Here is a 16,172-nt window from a genome sequence, read left to right on the forward strand (position 1 = left end):
GTTATCAGGCGCCTCTTTTTGTGCGCCGGGCTGATGACCGTGAGATAACCGAGGCCTTCGCGAGGCGCTTCCTAAAACCATCCTAAGCACTTGGAACGATTGCTAAGAATATCCTAACTCACTATCATCGCCTGACTTGGGGTGGGGAAAAGCATGCTGGGGCCGGAACTCGCAGAATTCATAGAAAGTCCCGTCATGATACTGTTCGCGACGCGCGACGAGGCCGGCCGGCCGATGATCGGCCGCGGCTCCGGCGTGCGCGTCGACCGGCAGAGCGGGCATCTGCACTTTCTCGCCTCCCGCTGCCAATGGCCTGATGCCGTCAGCGAGGCGCAGGTCGGCCGGCCGATTGCCATGACCTATGTGCGGCCCGCCGACTACAAGGCCTGCCAGATCAAGGGCCGGATCCTCACGACAAGGCCGGCGGACGAGGCCCACCGGGCACAAGGCGAAGCCTATGTCGCAGAACAGCTGGCGCGAATGCTCGCGCTCGGGGTCACCCGCATGCAGCTCTCCAGCACGCTCTCGGACCAGGACCTCGTCTGCCTGACGATCGAGCCGCAGGAAATCTTCGAACAGACGCCGGGGCCCGGCGCCGGACGCAGGCTGATGCCGGAAGCGGCCGCATGATTCCGCTGGAAACGCTGCGGGACAGCTTCGAGGGCATCATTCCCTCCATCATCGCTACCGCCGATGCCGACGGAATGCCCAATATTTCCTATCTCTCGCACGTGCATTACGTCGATGAGGGGCATGTGGCGCTCTCCGACCAGTTCTTCTCCAAGACCGCTGCCAACGTGGCGCGCAACGGGCTCGCGACCGTGATGGTGGTCGATGGCTATAGCGGCCAGCAGCACGTGCTCGACCTGGCGTTCGAGCGCTCCGAGACGGAGGGCGAGACATTCGAGCGGATGGCGATCCACCTGGAGATTCTGGAAAGCCGCATGAGCGGGATCATGAAGCTGCGCGCCGTCGACATCTACCGGGTGGAGGACTGCCGGGCCGTGCCGGCGGCCAATCCGCTGGTCGAGCCGGAGCCGCTCTTTCTGCCCGACCTGATGGGCAAGGTGGCGCGGCTGACGGCACGGATGTCGGATTGCAGCGATCCGGAAACGCTGCTCGACACCACGCTCGAGGGCCTGGGCGAGCTCTTCGGCTACCACAATTCCATGGTGCTGGTGCCGGACGGCGAACGTGGCGGGCTGACGACAATCGGCAGCCGGGGCTACGACCAGTTCGGCTTCGGCGCCGAGGTTCCGGCCGGGCGCGGCATTATCGGACTTGCGGCCGAGCGGCGGCGCAACGTGCGGATCACGGATCTCAGCCGAGGCCTGCGCTATCTCCAGGCCGTGCAGGCCATGGCGGGCGTCGAGGATGCGACACCGATCCCGCTTCCGGCGCTCGAAAAGCCGCTCAGCCAGATCGCGCTGCCGCTTGTCGCGCGGGGAAGGCTCGTCGGCGTGCTGTTTTCGGAAGCGACCGAGCGCTTCACCTTCCGCCATCGCGACGAGGAGGCCCTGATCGTGATCGCCGCCCATCTCGCCACCGCGCTCTCCTTCCTGTCCGAGCAACGCGAGCGGGCGGATACGAACGGGCGGGAAAAGGCCGAGGCCCCGGCCGACGAGGCCGCCAGCGCGCCCGCCGGCCGGCGCATCGCCGTTCGTTTCTATCCGCGCGACGGCTCCCTGTTCGTCGACGACGACTATCTGATCCGCGGCGTGCCCGGGCGGCTGCTCCTGCATTTTCTCCAAGACTATACGTGCACCGGCAAGCGGGATTTTCTGAACCGCGAGATCCGCCGCGACCGTCGCCTGCAACTGCCCGACTTCAAGGACAATTTGGAAACCCGGCTGATCCTCCTGCGCCGGCGGCTTGAGGAGAAGGCAGGCCCGATCACACTCGAACGCGCCGACCGCGGCCGCCTGCGGCTGACGCTCGCCGGGCGGCCGGAGATTGAGGTGGTGGAGGAGTGAAGGGGTAGCGGGTTTTCGGTCTTGGTCGGCTCGGTGTGCAGAGGCGCTGGTTTTGTGGAGGCTTGACTAGCTGTAGTGCTGTGCAGGTGCTGAAGAAGCGGCGCAGTCCACCATTCTCCGTCATTCCTGTGCTTGTCACAGGAAATCCAGCCACCGCGCGTCTGCGCGGTGAATGGCTCACCATATGCCGCCGGAAAAGAGCCCTTCCTGCCCAAGGAGTTGGGCAGGCTGGATCCCTGTGACAAGCACAGGGATGAGAGAGGTTGGGGTGGCCTCGGTGCCCCAAGCAAGGTCATGCAGTAGGGCTAAGCCTGCCGAAGGAGACCTTGTCGCCTTGGCGTGACACAGGTCGAACTCCGGCCCAATGCCACCACCCACCAGCGACCTAATCGATGATGTGATATCTGCCATTGAGTGACAACTGGTGAGGAGCAAGCCTACCCTCTCGCCCGCAACGCCGCGCGGAGCGGCAGCCGCGCGGCCGCCAGCGCCGGCAGGGTACCGCCGATCACCCCGACCGCCAGCCCGAGCAAACCCGCCGTCAAAAGCACATCCGGCGTCACCACAAGCTGAAACGCCATCTTGGTGTTGTTGGCGCCCATCGTGCTCGCCTGCCAGCCGTCAAAGGCGAGCCGCGAGGCGATGGCGCCGATTGCCGCTCCGAGAGCCGAGAGCAGCACCGCCTCCACCCAGGTGGCGGCGAAGGCCGGCAGGCGGGCAAAGCCGAGGAGGCGCAGCGTGGCGATCTCGATGGCGCGATCGGAAACCGAGCTCATCATCGTGTTCAGGGCCCCCGCGGTCGCGCCTACCGCCATCAGAAGCGCGATCGGCCAGCCGAACAGGCGGATCAGGCTTTCCGTGTGCTCGGCCTGGCCGGCATAGAGACCGGCCTCGGAGACGGCGGCAAGCGGCGGACCCGGCAGCGTGGACAGCCGTTCCCGCAGCGTCGCCAGCGCCCTTTGCGAATCGTCGCCGGCAAGCCGCACTCGCAGGCTCTGCACCTGCCCCTGCCGGTCGAAGGCCGATTGCACGGCTTCGAGATCAGCCCAGATCTCGGATTCGAAGGCACTGCCGCCTGATGTGAAATGACCGGCGACCCGCCAGTCGACCGCGCCGAGCCGTACCGTGTCGCCGACAGCAAAGCCCGGGAAGGCATCCGCGAGGCGGGCGCCGACGACGATCTCACGCCCACCCGGCGCAAACAGTCGCCCCTCTGAAAGCCGGGCGCGCTGGCGCATCGCAGGTCCGGCCGGGTCCATGCCCCGCAGCGACAGCGTCTGCTCGACGCCGTCGGCGGCCCTGACATCGACGGGAACGACGACCTCGCGCGACATCGCCAGACCGCCCGCCCCATCGCCCGGACCGGCGCTGGCGATCCCGGGGGTGTGGGCAATCCCGGTGTCGCCACTCGCCGCCGCAAGGCTGCGGATTGCTTCGGCAGGCACGTCCGAGCCGGTCTCCTGGTTGGTGCCGCCGCCGAGGATGACGGCGACATCAGGGGAGCCCGTCCCGGCAAGCGCTGCCTCGAAGCCGCGCGCCATTGCCAGAAATCCGGCGAGCACCGCCACGACGAGCGCCACCGACAGCACCATCGACAGCGAGATCGCAAGCCGCCTGGGCAGGCTGCCGAGATTGACTCTGATCATGAGAAAGATCTGCTTGAGCGCTGAGGACATTGGACTATCTCGTTCTGAAAGCATTGACGATGGGCAGCCGCATGGCGCTGTAAGCGGGCAACAACCCCGTCAGCAGGCCGAGCCCGGCGATGATGGCTGCGGATTTCAGCAGCACCGCCGCGCCGAAGACGAGGCCGAAGGCCGGCCCGATCAGGAGTGCCGCAAGCTTGGCGAGGACGAGCCCGCCCGCGCCGCCGACGGCGAAGATGAACAGCGTCTCGCCGAGGATCAGCGCCACGATTCGCCCACGGGAAAAGCCGAGCACCTTCATGACGCCGATCTCGAAACGACGCTCGCGCACGGCAAACAGCATGGTGTTCACAGCGATCATCAGGATGGTGACGAAGGCCGCACCGACGACGAGGCTGACGATGAGGCCGACATCGGCGAATTGCCGGAGGAACGCCTCGAGGAACTGCTTTTCCGATTGCGTCCGCGTCTGCGCCGCCGAATTGGCAAACAGAGCGTCGATCCGCGCCGCCAGTATGCCTGGCGACACGCCCGGGCGCGGACGCACCACGAAGGCGTCGACCGTGTCCTTGTCGCGCGCACGAGCGGCATTGAGCGCATCGTAGCGGGCGAGCATGAAATAGGTGTCCGTGCCGGCATCGGCACCCTCGAAGATGCCCGCGATGGTGAAGTTCCAATTCCGGCTGCCGTCGGCCTTCATGATCTGGCTGGTGAGGCCGATGCGCTGGCCGATCGACCAGCCCTGCGCCTCGGCCAATGCCCTGCCGACCAGCACCCGGTCGCCGCCGCCTTCCAGCGCCGCGATCAGCTCGGGCGCCAGCCCGAGTTCGGCGCCATTGGCGGCGGCAATCGCCCGCGGATCAACCGCGCTGACGGCCACGACATTCTTCTCGACCTCGACGAAACCCCGCATCCGCGTGGTATAGGCGACGGCGGCGACATCGCCTTCCGCCGCGATGCGGTTGAGATAAGCAATCGGCAGCGGCAGCCCCCGGCCGGATTTGTTGAACACGCCGAGCAGATTGTCGCTGGCGCCGGCCGCCCCCTGGCTGCCGCCGACGAAACTCGCCGTCAGTCCGTAGATCAGGAAGGCGATGCCGACCGAAAACATCAGCAGGATCGCCCGCAGCCGCTTGCGCCAGGCATTGCGCCGCATCAGCTGGAAAAAACTCATCGGCCTTCCCTCTCGGTGAATTCGCCCTTGTTGAGATGCAGCGTGCGCCGGGCAAAGGCGGCGGCCTCGGGATCGTGCGTGACCATGATGATGGTCTTCTGAAGCTCGCGATTGAGAAAGTTCAGTATCTCCAGAATATCATTGGCCGATTTCCGGTCGAGATCGCCGGTCGGCTCGTCGCAGAGAATGAGATCGGGATCGGCGACGATGGCCCGCGCAATGCCGACGCGCTGCTGCTGCCCACCCGACATGCTGGACGGAAACTGCCGCTGCCGCCCGGCAAGCCCGACCAGACCCATCACCGTATCGACACGCGCCTGTCGCTCCCTGCGCGTCAGCGGCTTCAAGAGCAGCGGCAGCTCGATATTTTCAGCCGCATTCAGCATCGGCAGCAGATTGTAGAACTGGAAGACGATGCCCAGGCTGTGCGCCCGCCAGGCCGCCCTCGCCCCCTCGCCCATCTGCTCGAGATGGCTGCGACCGATCCGGATCTCGCCAGTGTCGGCGCTGTCGATGCCGCCCAGCATATTCAGCAGCGTCGATTTCCCCGAACCCGACGGCCCCATGACCGCGACGAAATCGCCGCGTGGAATGGCAAGGTCGAGCCCCGAGAAGATCGGTATGGTCTCCGCCCCGATCCGGAACGCCTTCCTGACGCCGGCTAGCGCGATATAGGGGTCTTGAGTGTCGGTCATTGCTTTGCTCCTTGGTGGTTCGTTTATGGCCGGTAACCGGCGGCCGGCCTCGTCCTTCGAGGCCCCTGCGAGGCACCTCAGGATGAGGTCGGAGAGAGGCTGCGATCTGCGGCACAAGAAGCCGATCCGCACGGCACCGATCAGCCCGCCTGCCGCACGGCACCCGATCAGCTTTCTGGCCACACGGCACAACAACCAGCCCTTATCCTGAGGTGTGCAGGCCGAAGGCCGGAGCCTCGAAGGACGAGGGCGGGTGATGATCACCCGCGGCAGACGCACCCATACCCGCCTCCTCCCCCACCACCAGCCGGATGCGCGCCGCCATGGCAGGCCGCATGCCAGGCGGTGGCGAGGTCAGCGACAGGCGCAGCGTCACCGTCCCTTTCTCCCGCGAAATGACCGGCGCGATCTTCGACACCTCGATCGCAACGGGTTGGCCGGGAAAGCCGTCCAGCACCGCCTCGCCCCAGAGGCCCGGCCGCATCAGCGCGATATTGGCCTCGGCCACATCGGCATCGATAACCAGGCTCGCCGTGTCGGTAATGGCGAGCAGGCTTTCATCCTCCCGCACGCTGTCCTGGCGCGACAGCACCGTGTCGCCGATATGGGCGTCGAGCCGCGTGACAGTGCCGGAGATCGGCGCACGCACGGTCAGCGCCTCCACCTGCTCGCGCGCTCTAGCGACATCGAGCGCCGCCTTTTCGACATCCTGGCGCGCCTGCAGGGTGGCATTCTCGGCCTTGTCGACAGCGGTTTTCGCCTCCTCCAGCGCCTGCGCCGACATGGCATCACGCCCGGCGAGCCGCTCGGTGCGCGCAAACGACGAGCGCGCCTGCGCAAGTTCGATAGTCCTTGCAGCAAGCGCCAACGCCGCTGCCCGCTCGGATATCTCCGCGCCCCGAAGCGAAAAGCGCGCACCGGCGTCATCAAGCCGCACCAGCACCTGCCCGGCGACGACACTGTCGCCCGCCTCCACATCGACCGCGACGATCCGGCCCTCATATTTGGAAAAGACGGTGGCGGTGTCGGGCGCCACGACATAGCCGGAGCCGGTGACCTCACGGGTGGGTGCAGCCGTGCTCTTCGCTCCATTCTCGGCCAAGGTCCGCAGTCCCTCAACAGCGGCATCGTCGCTGGCCCGCGCTTCCACCGCATCGGCGGATATCGCACGATCGCTGCCTGAAAACCCCGCAAGTGCAGTCTCGACGCGCTTCAGCGTCTCGGCGCCGTTGAAGAGAACCGCGGCCAGCGATGCCGTCGCCACAAGGAGGAGTATTGCACCAAGGATCATACGCCGCCGGGCATCAGGCTTCGGCGGTTCGGTCTCGAAGGCCGCGGGTTCGATCGAAAGCGATCTGAGCTTGGCGGCAAGGTCTCGGTCATGTTCTGATGTCGTGTTCATGCCGGCAACATGGCCGTCGGGGCCAAAACCGCGACCTCGAACATGTTTCAGGCGGTGCTCGATCGCGATCGAGGACGTGCAATGGCTCTCTGTTTAAGGCGCCGACAGCAGCCGAATAAGCCCTGCTTTGTAGTTTGTGCCTGCTTGAAAGCGATTAAGGGTTGCGATTACGTTCTAAAGAACGCTTTCGGGCCGTCGTCGAATACGATTGCTGTTGCTCCGCCGTGGTCGACGCTGAGGGCTGCTGAGATGAAACCGGAAGGGTCTTGATCGGTTCCGGCCCAAGGAAATGGTGATTCTTCGACGGTCTCACCGTTTAAAGAACGAATTGCACTTCTCCTCTGATACCAAACGAGAGCATCGGCAGCTTGCAGTGGCAGAGCTTCTTGATCAGTCACGAATACAGGAGATTCCGGAATGCGATTCGAAACCTCGGGGGGACAGCAAGAACGGAATTCGGTCCAAGCCTCTAAGATCTGACGCATTTGACCGCCCTGCTCATCGAACACAAATTCGATAGGATCAATTTTTCCTTTGCTGGCCGTATAAGAGAGCGTTTCGGTAACTAGCATATAAAGCAAGGCTAGATAGATCGATGGCGGCTGCTGACCCGCTTGCAGGTACCTGTCTCGAAAGACTTTCGGTGAAATCAGTATTGTTCCGTAGATCAGTCTATGATCAGCAATAATTTGCATGAAGCGCTCAATCCGCTGATCCTTTTCTTCTATTGAGATCCTGCTGAATTGGCCTCGTCCCGCCTTCGCCTCACGAAGTTTGAAATAGTCAAGTCGAGGTTCGATTTGCAGTTCCTTCTTCCAATCTTCATTAAAACGCCTCCATGTTTCTGCATCAGCGATCCACCCACCAAGGCATGAGACGGGCTCGTGAAAAAGACCGCTATCATCAACGTACATCTTCAAGACCATAGGACCCTCTTTCACCTAAAAGCTAATCGGCGGCGCGCTTGCGACCACGCTCAATCGAAGACGTCGCCCAACAATCCGTAAGTTTCCAGCAGCATAACGCCTCGCTGCATCATCGGCTATTTTTTGCGCGTGGCCCGCGCCCTCACCCCTTCTTCTGCCGCCAGGCAACCGGCGTCATATCCGTCACCCGGCGGAACTCGCGGTTGAAATTGGATTTGGTCTGGAAGCCGATCTCGAACATTACCTCGGTCACCGGTTTTTCGGTGCCGGCAAGCAGCCGGCAGGCTTCGCCGATCCTGTAATCATTGACATATTGCGAGACGTTTTTGTCCATCGCCCGGTTGATCGCCGCCGAGATCTGGCGGGCGGGAATGCCAGTCTTGCGGGCCAGCCGGTCGAGATTGAGATTGGCGTCGCGATAGAGCTTCTTTGCTTCCATCAGCGCATCGACCGCAGCGATCGTCTCCTTGTCCTCACTCGTCTTGTCCTCACTCGTCTCTGGCCGGGGTGCTACCTCCGCCGCCTCGGCCGGCGCCCGGCTTCGGCTGGCGGCGGCCGCCGCGATGCCGAGGATGACGAGGGCGGCGAGGTTGCTGACGCTGATCACCGTCACGGCATGCTCGCCATGCGCCCAGGTGAAGTCGAAGAAAACGAAAATATCGACCGAGGCCGACAGGCAGAGCGCTACCGCCGTGAAGATGATCGCCCTATAGGCTGGCACCGCCCCTTCGAAAGGCGCCAGCCGCAGCGCGTCGGCGCCCGGGCGCATCAGAAGCAGGATGGCCACGGCATAACCGACGAAAATAAGCACCAGCGCGATATCGATTGCATCCCGCCAGACGGTCATCAGCGCCAAGATAACAGCGGCGGGCACGGCATGCAGGGCCATCCGCGCCGGCAGCGGCCGCCGGCTTGTCCTCACCAGCCGGGAAACCCCGGCATGGGCAAGCGGCGGCACCATCGCCGCGATCACCGGCGCGACCAAGCCGACGCCCTGTACTCCATATCCCCAACGCAGGCCGGAGAGCACGGATTGCAGCGCGGCAAGCAGGATGAGCGCCAGAAACGGGCGGTTCGGCGCCTCCTCGTCGTCGCGCCTAAGGACGGCGACGAAAAGGATAAGCAGCAGAACAGCAATGACGAAAGGAAGCGGAATGAACAGCATAACCTGACAGGATCGGATTGGCGGATAGACAGCCATCATTGCCGAGATCGTCACCCGGCGCGACCTCCATCATGTTTTAGGACGCGTTTTAGGTGGGGATTTTTCGGGGTCGGCGGCCACCAGATCAGACGCGATCCAGAAACGCAAGCACCCGGGCAGTCAGCAGCGCGGTCGCCTCCGCGTCATAGGACGGCAGCGAACTGTCGGCGAAGTAGTGCTGATCGCCGGGATAGAGGAAAAGCTCCGCATCCTCGACCTTCGCCACGATCTCGCGGGCGGCGTCGATATCACCCTCGCCTGCGAAAATCGGGTCGTTGTCCATGCCGTGGATCTGGACGGCGACGCCGTCCGGCCAGGGTCCGAAGGCCCATTCGCCGCTGATCGGCAGGCAGGAATAGAAAAGCAGAGCCCCGCGGGCGCCGCGCCGTGTCTGCGCCAGCTTCTGCGCCGGCAGCACGCCGAATGAGAAGCCGGCATAGACCAGTTCGCCAGGCAGTTCGTCGGCGATCCGAACGCCGCGCTCCCTGACGGCGTCGAAACCGATCTCGCCGATATGGGCGAGCCCGTCTTCGATGCTTGGGAATATGCGCCCGTCGAACAGATCAGGCGTGTGCACGATGTGGCCGGCTGCGCTGATCTCGTCGGCGAAGGCGCGCACTCCAGGCGTCAGCCCTAGTGCGTGGTGGAACAGCAAGATCTCGGCCATCATCGCTCCGGTGGAGATAGTTGCACCTGATGATCGATCTCTAAGGCGTGGCACCGAAGAAGGCCAGCCGGGTGAAGATCGTATAGTCGGCTTCCGATACCATCAGCGCGACGAAAACCAGCACCAGCAGCGGCGGCAGCAGAATGGCGTAGACGAGCGCCAGCCGTTCCCAGGCCATGTGCATGAAAACGGCAACGATCAGCCCGGCCTTCAGCATCATGAACAGAAGGATCAGCGTCCACCTGAGATAACCCTGGATGCCGAGATAATCGACCATATAGGAAAAGGCGCTGAGCACGAAGAGCAGGCCCCAGACGAAGAAATAGAGCCCGATCGGATGCTGCTGCCCGTGATCCTGTGCGTGCAGGGCCTGTGTATGCGGGCTTTGCCCATGCGCTGTTGTCTCGCTCATGACGACCTCACCACAGATAAAAAAATGCGAAGATGAAGACCCAGACCAGGTCGACGAAGTGCCAGTAGAGGCCCATGATCTCGACGGCCTCGTAGCGCCCCTTCCGGCTGGTGAAGAAGCCGCGCCGTTCCACGTCGAAATCGCCGCGCCAGACCTTGCGGGCGACGATGAGGAGGAAGATGACGCCGATCGTCACATGGGTGCCGTGAAAGCCGGTGATCATGAAGAAGGTCGAGCCGAACTGCGCGGCCCCCCAGGGATTCTCCCAGGGCCGCACGCCTTCGGTGATCAGCTTGGTCCATTCGAAGGCCTGCATGCCGACGAAGCAGGCCCCGAGAAGTGCCGTCAGCAGCATCAGCATCGCGGTCACCCGGCGGTCGCGGCGATAGCCGAAATTGACCGCCATCGCCATGGTGCCGCTGCTCGAGATCAGCACGAAGGTCATGATCGCAATCAGGATCAGCGGAACCTCCTGCCCGCCGATGTGAAGCGCGAAAACTTCGCTCGGATTGGGCCATGGAACTGGCGTCGACATGCGGGCGGTCATGTAGGCGATCAGGAAGCAGCCGAAGACGAAAGTGTCGCTGAGCAGGAAGATCCACATCATCGCCTTGCCCCAGGAGGCGGTCTTGAAGGCGCGCTGATCCGAGCTGAAATCGGCGGCGACACCACGCAGGCCTGACGGTCTGAGACCTGGTTCGCCGTGCGTCTCGATCGTCTGTGCCATCTGCAACCTCCTCTTCAGCCCTAGTTCAACAACGTGCGGCAGAGATCGACGAAATCATTCGCCCAGCCGGCAAAAAGCGCAAAGAGCAGGAGCCAGACGGCGAGCATGAAATGCGAATAAATGGCGGAGAGATCGACGCTGAGGCACAGCCTCTCCGACGCAACCGCGGTTGAGAACGTCCTGATCGTCGTGTGGGTAAGCACGGCAAGCCCGCCGAGGATATGCAATCCATGCAGGCCGGTCAGCATGTAGAAGAAACTGTTGGAGGGATTGTCGGTGAGGATGTAGCCGGCCGCCGTCAGCTCCCGCCATGCCTGGATCTGCCCGACGAGGAAGAAGACCGCAAGCGCAAGTCCTGTCACAAGCGCCGGCCGCAACCCCTCCAAGCGGCCGTGCCGCGCTTCTCGCTTGGCCCATTCCAGCGCCACACTGCTCAAGGCGAGTGCTGCACTGTTCACAAAGAGCAGCCGCGGAACCGGCGTGGCCCACCAGTCCGCCGACGCCATGCGCATGAAATAGGCGCTGACGGTAAGGCTGAAGAGCGCGCCGACCACGCCGAGAAACACGAAAAGGCCAATTTTCACCGCCGGCATCGGGTACCGGTCGGCTCCCTCGCGAACCGGCAGTTGCATCGACCCGGTTTCCAGCCAGGGCTTCGATGTCAACCGCTGCCCGGAAAGCAACCAGATGATGATGGCGGCGACTGCGGCAAGGAAGACCAGGGTGACGTTCATGCCGGAATCTCCCGCGTGACGCCGCCGTCTGCCGGCACATTTTGCGGGATGAAATCCTCAGCCGCACCAGGCACGCTGTAGTCATAGGCCCAGCGGTAGACGACGGGCAAATCCTTGCCCCAGTTGCCATGGGCGGGTGGCGTCTGCGGCGTCTGCCATTCGAGCGTCGTCGCCCGCCACGGATTGCCGCCGGCCTCCCTGCCCCGGAAAAGGCTCCAGACCAGATTGAACAGGAAGACGATCTGCCCGGCCCCGACGATCAGCGCCATCACCGTGATGAAGATGTTCAGCGTATGGGCCGACGGCGGAACGAAGGCCGTCTCGCCCATCTCGAAGTAGCGGCGCGGCACGCCGAGCAGGCCGAGATAATGCATCGGAAAGAAGATCGCATAGGTGCCGAGGAAGGTGATCCAGAAGTGGATATGGCCGAGCATGTCGTTCAGCATCCGCCCGGTGACCTTCGGATACCAGTGATAGATCGCCCCGAAGATCACGAGGATCGGCGCGACCCCCATGACCATGTGGAAATGCGCGACTACGAACATCGTATCCGATAGGGGCACGTCGACGACGACATTGCCGAGGAAGAGGCCGGTCAGCCCGCCATTGACGAAGGTGACGATAAAGGCGAGCGCAAACAGCATCGGCAGCGTCAGATGGATGTCGCCGCGCCAGAGCGTCAGCACCCAGTTGTAGACCTTGATCGCCGTCGGAATGGCGATGATCAGCGTCGTGGTGGCAAAGAAGAAGCCGAAGGCCGGGTGCATGCCGCTGACATACATGTGGTGCGCCCAGACGACGAAGCTCAAGCCGCCGATGATGACGATCGCCCAGACCATCATGCGGTAGCCGAAGATATTCTTGCGCGCATGCGTGCTGATCAGATCCGAGACGATGCCGAAGGCCGGCAGCGCAACGATATAGACTTCGGGATGCCCGAAGAACCAGAACAGGTGCTGGAACAGGATCGGGCTGCCGCCGGCATGCTGCAACTGCGTGCCCATCTCGACGATGGCGGGCATGAAGAAGCTGGTGCCGAGCACGCGGTCGAACATCATCATGACGCAGGCGACGAAGAGTGCCGGAAAGGCAAGCAGCGCCATCACGGTGGCGGTGAAGATGCCCCAGACGGTGAGCGGCATCCGCATCAGCGTCATGCCGCGTGCCCGCCCCTGCAGCACCGTCACCACATAGTTCAGCCCGCCCATGGTGAAGCCGATGATGAAGACGATCAGCGAGGTGAGCATCAGCAGGATGCCCCAGTCCTTGCCGCCTGGGGTGCCGGAAAGGACGGATTGCGGCGGATAAAGCGTCCAGCCGGCGCCCGTCGGGCCGCCGGGCGCGAAAAAGCCGGCGGCGAGGATCAGCACCGCGAGCAGATAAATCCAGTAGCTCAGCATGTTCGCGTAGGGAAACACCATGTCGCGGGCGCCGACCATCAGCGGGATGAGGTAATTGCCGAAGCCGCCGAGAAAGAGCGCGGTCAGCAGATAGATCACCATGATCATGCCGTGCATGGTGATGAACTGATAATAATGATCGGCATCGATGAAGGCGAAATAGCCGGGAAAGGCGAGCTGAATCCGCATCAGCCAGGAGAGCACCAGCGCCACCAGGCCAATCGAAATGGCGGTGATCGAATATTGCACGGCGATGATCTTGGCATCCTGGCTGAATACGTATTTCGTCCACCAGCTGTGTGGATGATAAAGTTCGACATCCTCGACTTCGGCGGAGGGAATGCTGCCGGATGGAATCTCGACCATGATCTCTCTTCCCTTTCCCGATGCGGCCTCCGGCCGTCTTCCCTCGGTTCCCTGAACCGGCCTGCGACCGCTTCGCTGCGTCAGTTTGCCGGCGGCGGCTCTCCCGATGACGCCGTCAGCTGGGTGAACGTCTGCTGCTGCCCGAGCCAGGTCTGGTAGCTCGCCTCGTCGTCGACGACGACGGAACCGCGCATTTGCGGATGGCCGACGCCGCAGAGTTCGGCGCAGAGGATCTCGAAGCTTCCCGTCCGCGTCGGCGTGAACCAGAAATAGGTGATCATGCCGGGGATCATGTCCATCTTGGCGCGGAATTCCGGCACGTAGAAATCATGGAGCACATCGACCGAGCGCAGCAGGATGTGCACCGGCTTGCCCACCGGCAGATGCAGCTCGCCGCCCTCGATGATGACGTCGTCGAGGCCGCTTGCATCGTTCTTGTCGAGGCCGAGCGGGTTTTCGGGCGTGACGTCGCGGGTCTCGGCACGGCCGAGCTTTCCGTCCGCTCCCGGCAGGCGGAAGCTCCACAGCCACTGCTGGCTGACGACCTCCACCGATGCGGCATCGGCAGGCACCGTGATGAACTGGTTCCACACGATCAGGCCGGGCGCCAGCATCGCCGCGACGCCGACCGCCGTTCCCCCTCCCAGCATCAATTCCAGCCTGCGGTTCTCGGGCTCATAATGCGCCCGGTTGCCGGGTCTGTGCCGGAAGCGGAAGACGCAATAGGCCATGAAGGAAACCACCGCCACGAAGACGATGCCGGTGATCCAGAAGGTGATGACGAGGGTGCTGTCGATATAGGTCCAGTTGGACGCGATCGGCGTCCACCACCAAGGGCTCAGCACATGGAACAGCACGGAGCCGACGACAATCAGGACGAGGATCAGCACGACAGCCATTTCCGCTCCTCCTCGAGCAGGTTGACCCGTGAAACCGCATTCCGCAAAAAGTCCGTCTTTATTATCGCACAGATAGAAAATATCGGCAATTACGGCGATTTAGGCATGCGCCGCCGGCCGCGAACCCGTCATTTGGGGTATTGCCCATCACTGCGAATATTGCTTGAGATAGGCGATAAGATCGGTGATCTCCTGATCGTCCTTCACGCCGACGAAGGCCATCTTCGTGCCCTTCACCTTGGCTTTCGGATTGTGGAGATAGTCTCGTAACGTCGCCTCATCCCACACGAGACCGCCCTCGCCAGCTTCCTTCATCGAGCTGGAATAGGCGAAGTTGGGATGCGTTCCGGCCTTACGGCCGAACAGCTTGTTCAGCGACGGACCGACCTTGTTCGTATCGGAATCGGCCACGTGACAGGTCGCGCATTTCTTGAAAACGGTGGCGCCCGCCGTCGGGTCGCCCTCCTGCGCCCCGGCATAACCGGGGAAAAGAGCAGTCACAGTCGCACCAATCAGCAGAACAACACGATAATCCATGGCAAACCTCATCCTCCTCAAGGTCGCCAGCCACTCACACCCTCCATTATCTCTCGCGTGTGGGTGGTGGTTGTTATGGCTCAAAGCTTAATCCTTCGCGGATGCAAGTCAATCGCCTCACAGTTGGGGTCACCTGAACGCAGATGAGATCAGGTGACCCCGACGCGGATAACGGCCGTTATACCCCGATCGAAAGCGCCTCCTTAACCGCCAACTCCGCCATGGCAAGTGCAGCCTCGCGGGTCCTGGCGGCGGCGATGAAACGGCCGTTGTGGCAGAAGCTTGCGCCCTCTATGCCGCAAACCGCCTCCAGCTCTCCATTGGCAAGACCGGCCCAGGCTGCCGGCAGATCGGCCCTGAGTTCGAAGCCTTCCTCGGCGCGGCGGATGCCGGTCACGCACCAATCCTTTTCGCGCGGGTGGACGACGAACAGCAGATGATCGGCGCCCGCCTTGACGATGGCGGGACGGAAGGGCATCCCCCTCGGCAACTCCAGAACACGCCCCTGCCCCGTAGCCTCGATTGCCCGGTGCACCATCGCCTCGGCCCGCAATTTTGCGGCACTCTGGGCGATCCTCGCCTCGACGAAACTGCGGGCAACGGCAAGTGCTGCGTGGAAGGCGCGATCGTCGGCCCCGGGTTCCGTTTCGTCGAAAACCGGTTTCAGGGTCTCCAGCAGCGCCGGCAGTGTCAAGCCCGCCAACGGCCCCGAGGGGCTGAACGCGCCATTGTCGGTCAGATCGATCGGCAGCACGAAACCGGCATCGAAAGAGCCATGCACAGCCTCGGCATGGGCTTCGGGAAGGCCGGAGGCTGCGAGATAATCACGGCCGTAATGCTTCCAGATCAAGCCGAACGAGCTGTAGGGCTGGCCATCGTCGCGCATCGGCGCGCCGCGCTGGTGGTGATCGAATATGCCGCGAGCAGGGTCATAGGCCCCCCCGACATCGTAAATGATGCGGTCTTGCCCCGGCGTGATCCATTCCGGCGCCCGGCTGCGAACGATAAGCGCCTGCGGGAAAAGCCGGGTCAGGATAACGCTCGACAGCAATTCGTCGGCATGGAAGCCACCGGAATGGGTGACGAGAAAATCGGGGATCATGAAAGGCCTTGTCGTTTTTGGCGGGTCCGCCTGGGTCAGCACCAGATAGCGGTTGGCGGATATGACGACAAGCCTCTATAGGACGAGACTTTTGGACATTGGCGTATTGGCGACGGCAGGGATGGCGGCGCTGAAATAACTTCAAACCCTCGGCGTCGGGGCGCGGCAACCCCCAACGTCCCTCATCCTGAGAGCCTGTGAATGTTTGGTAGCGGAGGCGATTGGATTGTGATTCTGTTGGGTCGTTGATTTGCTTGGGGGATGATGGTGGGCGACGACCTGTTCGAAGGATTGCCGGTGCATGGAGC

16 protein-coding genes are annotated in these 16,172 nt (G+C 63.0%); 2 read left to right on the plus strand and 14 right to left on the minus strand.

Features of this window, described 5'->3' with window-relative positions:
* Positions 1-195 precede the first annotated feature (195 nt).
* Positions 196-630 (plus strand): hypothetical protein, encoded by a 435-nt coding sequence (locus tag ATY75_RS12735; RefSeq protein WP_245317566.1) that lies wholly within the window; start codon positions 196-198, stop codon positions 628-630.
* Positions 627-1,973, plus strand: a complete 1,347-nt coding sequence (locus ATY75_RS12740) for a GAF domain-containing protein (protein WP_088937835.1) — start codon at positions 627-629, stop codon at positions 1,971-1,973. The genes ATY75_RS12735 and ATY75_RS12740 overlap by 4 nt, the downstream gene beginning before the upstream one ends.
* A gap of 437 nt (positions 1,974-2,410) precedes the next feature.
* Here the strand turns inward: ATY75_RS12740 and ATY75_RS12745 are convergent, their stop codons facing one another.
* From ATY75_RS12745 to ATY75_RS12810, 14 genes are all read right to left on the minus strand, one after another.
* Positions 2,411-3,649 carry an ABC transporter permease gene (locus ATY75_RS12745; protein ID WP_088937836.1) on the minus strand — a complete coding sequence of 413 codons (1,239 nt, stop codon included), beginning with the start codon at positions 3,647-3,649 and terminating at the stop codon, positions 2,411-2,413.
* A gap of 4 nt (positions 3,650-3,653) precedes the next feature.
* Positions 3,654-4,793 (minus strand): FtsX-like permease family protein, encoded by a 1,140-nt coding sequence (locus ATY75_RS12750; protein ID WP_088937837.1) that lies wholly within the window; start codon positions 4,791-4,793, stop codon positions 3,654-3,656.
* Entirely contained in the window at positions 4,790-5,488 is a 699-nt protein-coding gene (locus tag ATY75_RS12755; protein WP_088937838.1) for an ABC transporter ATP-binding protein, read from the minus strand. The genes ATY75_RS12750 and ATY75_RS12755 overlap by 4 nt, the downstream gene beginning before the upstream one ends.
* Before the next feature lie 202 nt (positions 5,489-5,690).
* Positions 5,691-6,890: an efflux RND transporter periplasmic adaptor subunit gene (locus ATY75_RS12760; RefSeq protein ID WP_088937839.1), complete on the minus strand. Its 1,200-nt coding sequence runs from the start codon at positions 6,888-6,890 to the stop codon at positions 5,691-5,693.
* 167 nt (positions 6,891-7,057) lie between these two features.
* Entirely contained in the window at positions 7,058-7,816 is a 759-nt protein-coding gene (locus ATY75_RS12765; protein ID WP_088937840.1) for a DUF3800 domain-containing protein, read from the minus strand.
* A 142-nt stretch (positions 7,817-7,958) separates the two neighbouring features.
* Entirely contained in the window at positions 7,959-9,020 is a 1,062-nt protein-coding gene (locus ATY75_RS12770) for an AraC family transcriptional regulator (protein WP_190241352.1), read from the minus strand.
* Positions 9,021-9,105: 85 nt separating this feature from the next.
* Positions 9,106-9,687 (minus strand): dienelactone hydrolase family protein, encoded by a 582-nt coding sequence (locus ATY75_RS12775; protein WP_088937841.1) that lies wholly within the window; start codon positions 9,685-9,687, stop codon positions 9,106-9,108.
* A 40-nt stretch (positions 9,688-9,727) separates the two neighbouring features.
* A complete protein-coding gene (locus ATY75_RS12780) occupies positions 9,728-10,099 on the minus strand; it encodes a cytochrome C oxidase subunit IV family protein (RefSeq protein WP_064839172.1) in 372 nt (123 codons plus the stop codon).
* A 7-nt stretch (positions 10,100-10,106) separates the two neighbouring features.
* On the minus strand, positions 10,107-10,826 hold the full coding sequence (locus tag ATY75_RS12785; protein ID WP_064839174.1) for a heme-copper oxidase subunit III family protein: 720 nt from the start codon (positions 10,824-10,826) through the stop codon (positions 10,107-10,109).
* 20 nt (positions 10,827-10,846) lie between these two features.
* On the minus strand, positions 10,847-11,560 hold the full coding sequence (locus ATY75_RS12790; protein WP_088937842.1) for a cytochrome c oxidase subunit 3: 714 nt from the start codon (positions 11,558-11,560) through the stop codon (positions 10,847-10,849).
* Entirely contained in the window at positions 11,557-13,326 is a 1,770-nt protein-coding gene (locus ATY75_RS12795; RefSeq protein WP_088937843.1) for a cytochrome c oxidase subunit I, read from the minus strand. Before ATY75_RS12795 ends, ATY75_RS12790 begins: the two co-directional genes overlap by 4 nt.
* Positions 13,327-13,406: 80 nt before the next feature.
* A complete protein-coding gene (locus ATY75_RS12800; RefSeq protein WP_088937844.1) occupies positions 13,407-14,225 on the minus strand; it encodes a cytochrome c oxidase subunit II in 819 nt (272 codons plus the stop codon).
* 147 nt (positions 14,226-14,372) lie between these two features.
* Positions 14,373-14,762, minus strand: a complete 390-nt coding sequence (locus ATY75_RS12805; protein ID WP_065092403.1) for a cytochrome c family protein — start codon at positions 14,760-14,762, stop codon at positions 14,373-14,375.
* Positions 14,763-14,940: 178 nt separating this feature from the next.
* Positions 14,941-15,864: an MYG1 family protein gene (locus ATY75_RS12810; protein WP_088937845.1), complete on the minus strand. Its 924-nt coding sequence runs from the start codon at positions 15,862-15,864 to the stop codon at positions 14,941-14,943.
* Between the last annotated feature and the right edge of the window lie 308 nt (positions 15,865-16,172).

Source organism: Rhizobium sp. N122 (assembly GCF_002211295.1).
Taxonomy (GTDB): Bacteria; Pseudomonadota; Alphaproteobacteria; order Rhizobiales; family Rhizobiaceae; genus Rhizobium.

Coding starts and splice junctions, on each gene's coding strand:
- ATY75_RS12785 (WP_064839174.1), bottom strand. CDS start 10,826: ATGGCACAGACGATCGAGACGCACGGCGAACCAGGTCTCAGACCGTCA.
- ATY75_RS12750 (WP_088937837.1), bottom strand. CDS start 4,793: ATGAGTTTTTTCCAGCTGATGCGGCGCAATGCCTGGCGCAAGCGGCTG.
- ATY75_RS12740 (WP_088937835.1), top strand. CDS start 627: ATGATTCCGCTGGAAACGCTGCGGGACAGCTTCGAGGGCATCATTCCC.
- ATY75_RS12790 (WP_088937842.1), bottom strand. CDS start 11,560: ATGAACGTCACCCTGGTCTTCCTTGCCGCAGTCGCCGCCATCATCATC.
- ATY75_RS12745 (WP_088937836.1), bottom strand. CDS start 3,649: ATGTCCTCAGCGCTCAAGCAGATCTTTCTCATGATCAGAGTCAATCTC.
- ATY75_RS12760 (WP_088937839.1), bottom strand. CDS start 6,890: ATGAACACGACATCAGAACATGACCGAGACCTTGCCGCCAAGCTCAGA.
- ATY75_RS12775 (WP_088937841.1), bottom strand. CDS start 9,687: ATGGCCGAGATCTTGCTGTTCCACCACGCACTAGGGCTGACGCCTGGA.
- ATY75_RS12755 (WP_088937838.1), bottom strand. CDS start 5,488: ATGACCGACACTCAAGACCCCTATATCGCGCTAGCCGGCGTCAGGAAG.
- ATY75_RS12810 (WP_088937845.1), bottom strand. CDS start 15,864: ATGATCCCCGATTTTCTCGTCACCCATTCCGGTGGCTTCCATGCCGAC.
- ATY75_RS12795 (WP_088937843.1), bottom strand. CDS start 13,326: ATGGTCGAGATTCCATCCGGCAGCATTCCCTCCGCCGAAGTCGAGGAT.
- ATY75_RS12800 (WP_088937844.1), bottom strand. CDS start 14,225: ATGGCTGTCGTGCTGATCCTCGTCCTGATTGTCGTCGGCTCCGTGCTG.
- ATY75_RS12780 (WP_064839172.1), bottom strand. CDS start 10,099: ATGAGCGAGACAACAGCGCATGGGCAAAGCCCGCATACACAGGCCCTG.
- ATY75_RS12805 (WP_065092403.1), bottom strand. CDS start 14,762: ATGGATTATCGTGTTGTTCTGCTGATTGGTGCGACTGTGACTGCTCTT.
- ATY75_RS12770 (WP_190241352.1), bottom strand. CDS start 9,020: ATGATGGCTGTCTATCCGCCAATCCGATCCTGTCAGGTTATGCTGTTC.
- ATY75_RS12735 (WP_245317566.1), top strand. CDS start 196: ATGATACTGTTCGCGACGCGCGACGAGGCCGGCCGGCCGATGATCGGC.
- ATY75_RS12765 (WP_088937840.1), bottom strand. CDS start 7,816: ATGGTCTTGAAGATGTACGTTGATGATAGCGGTCTTTTTCACGAGCCC.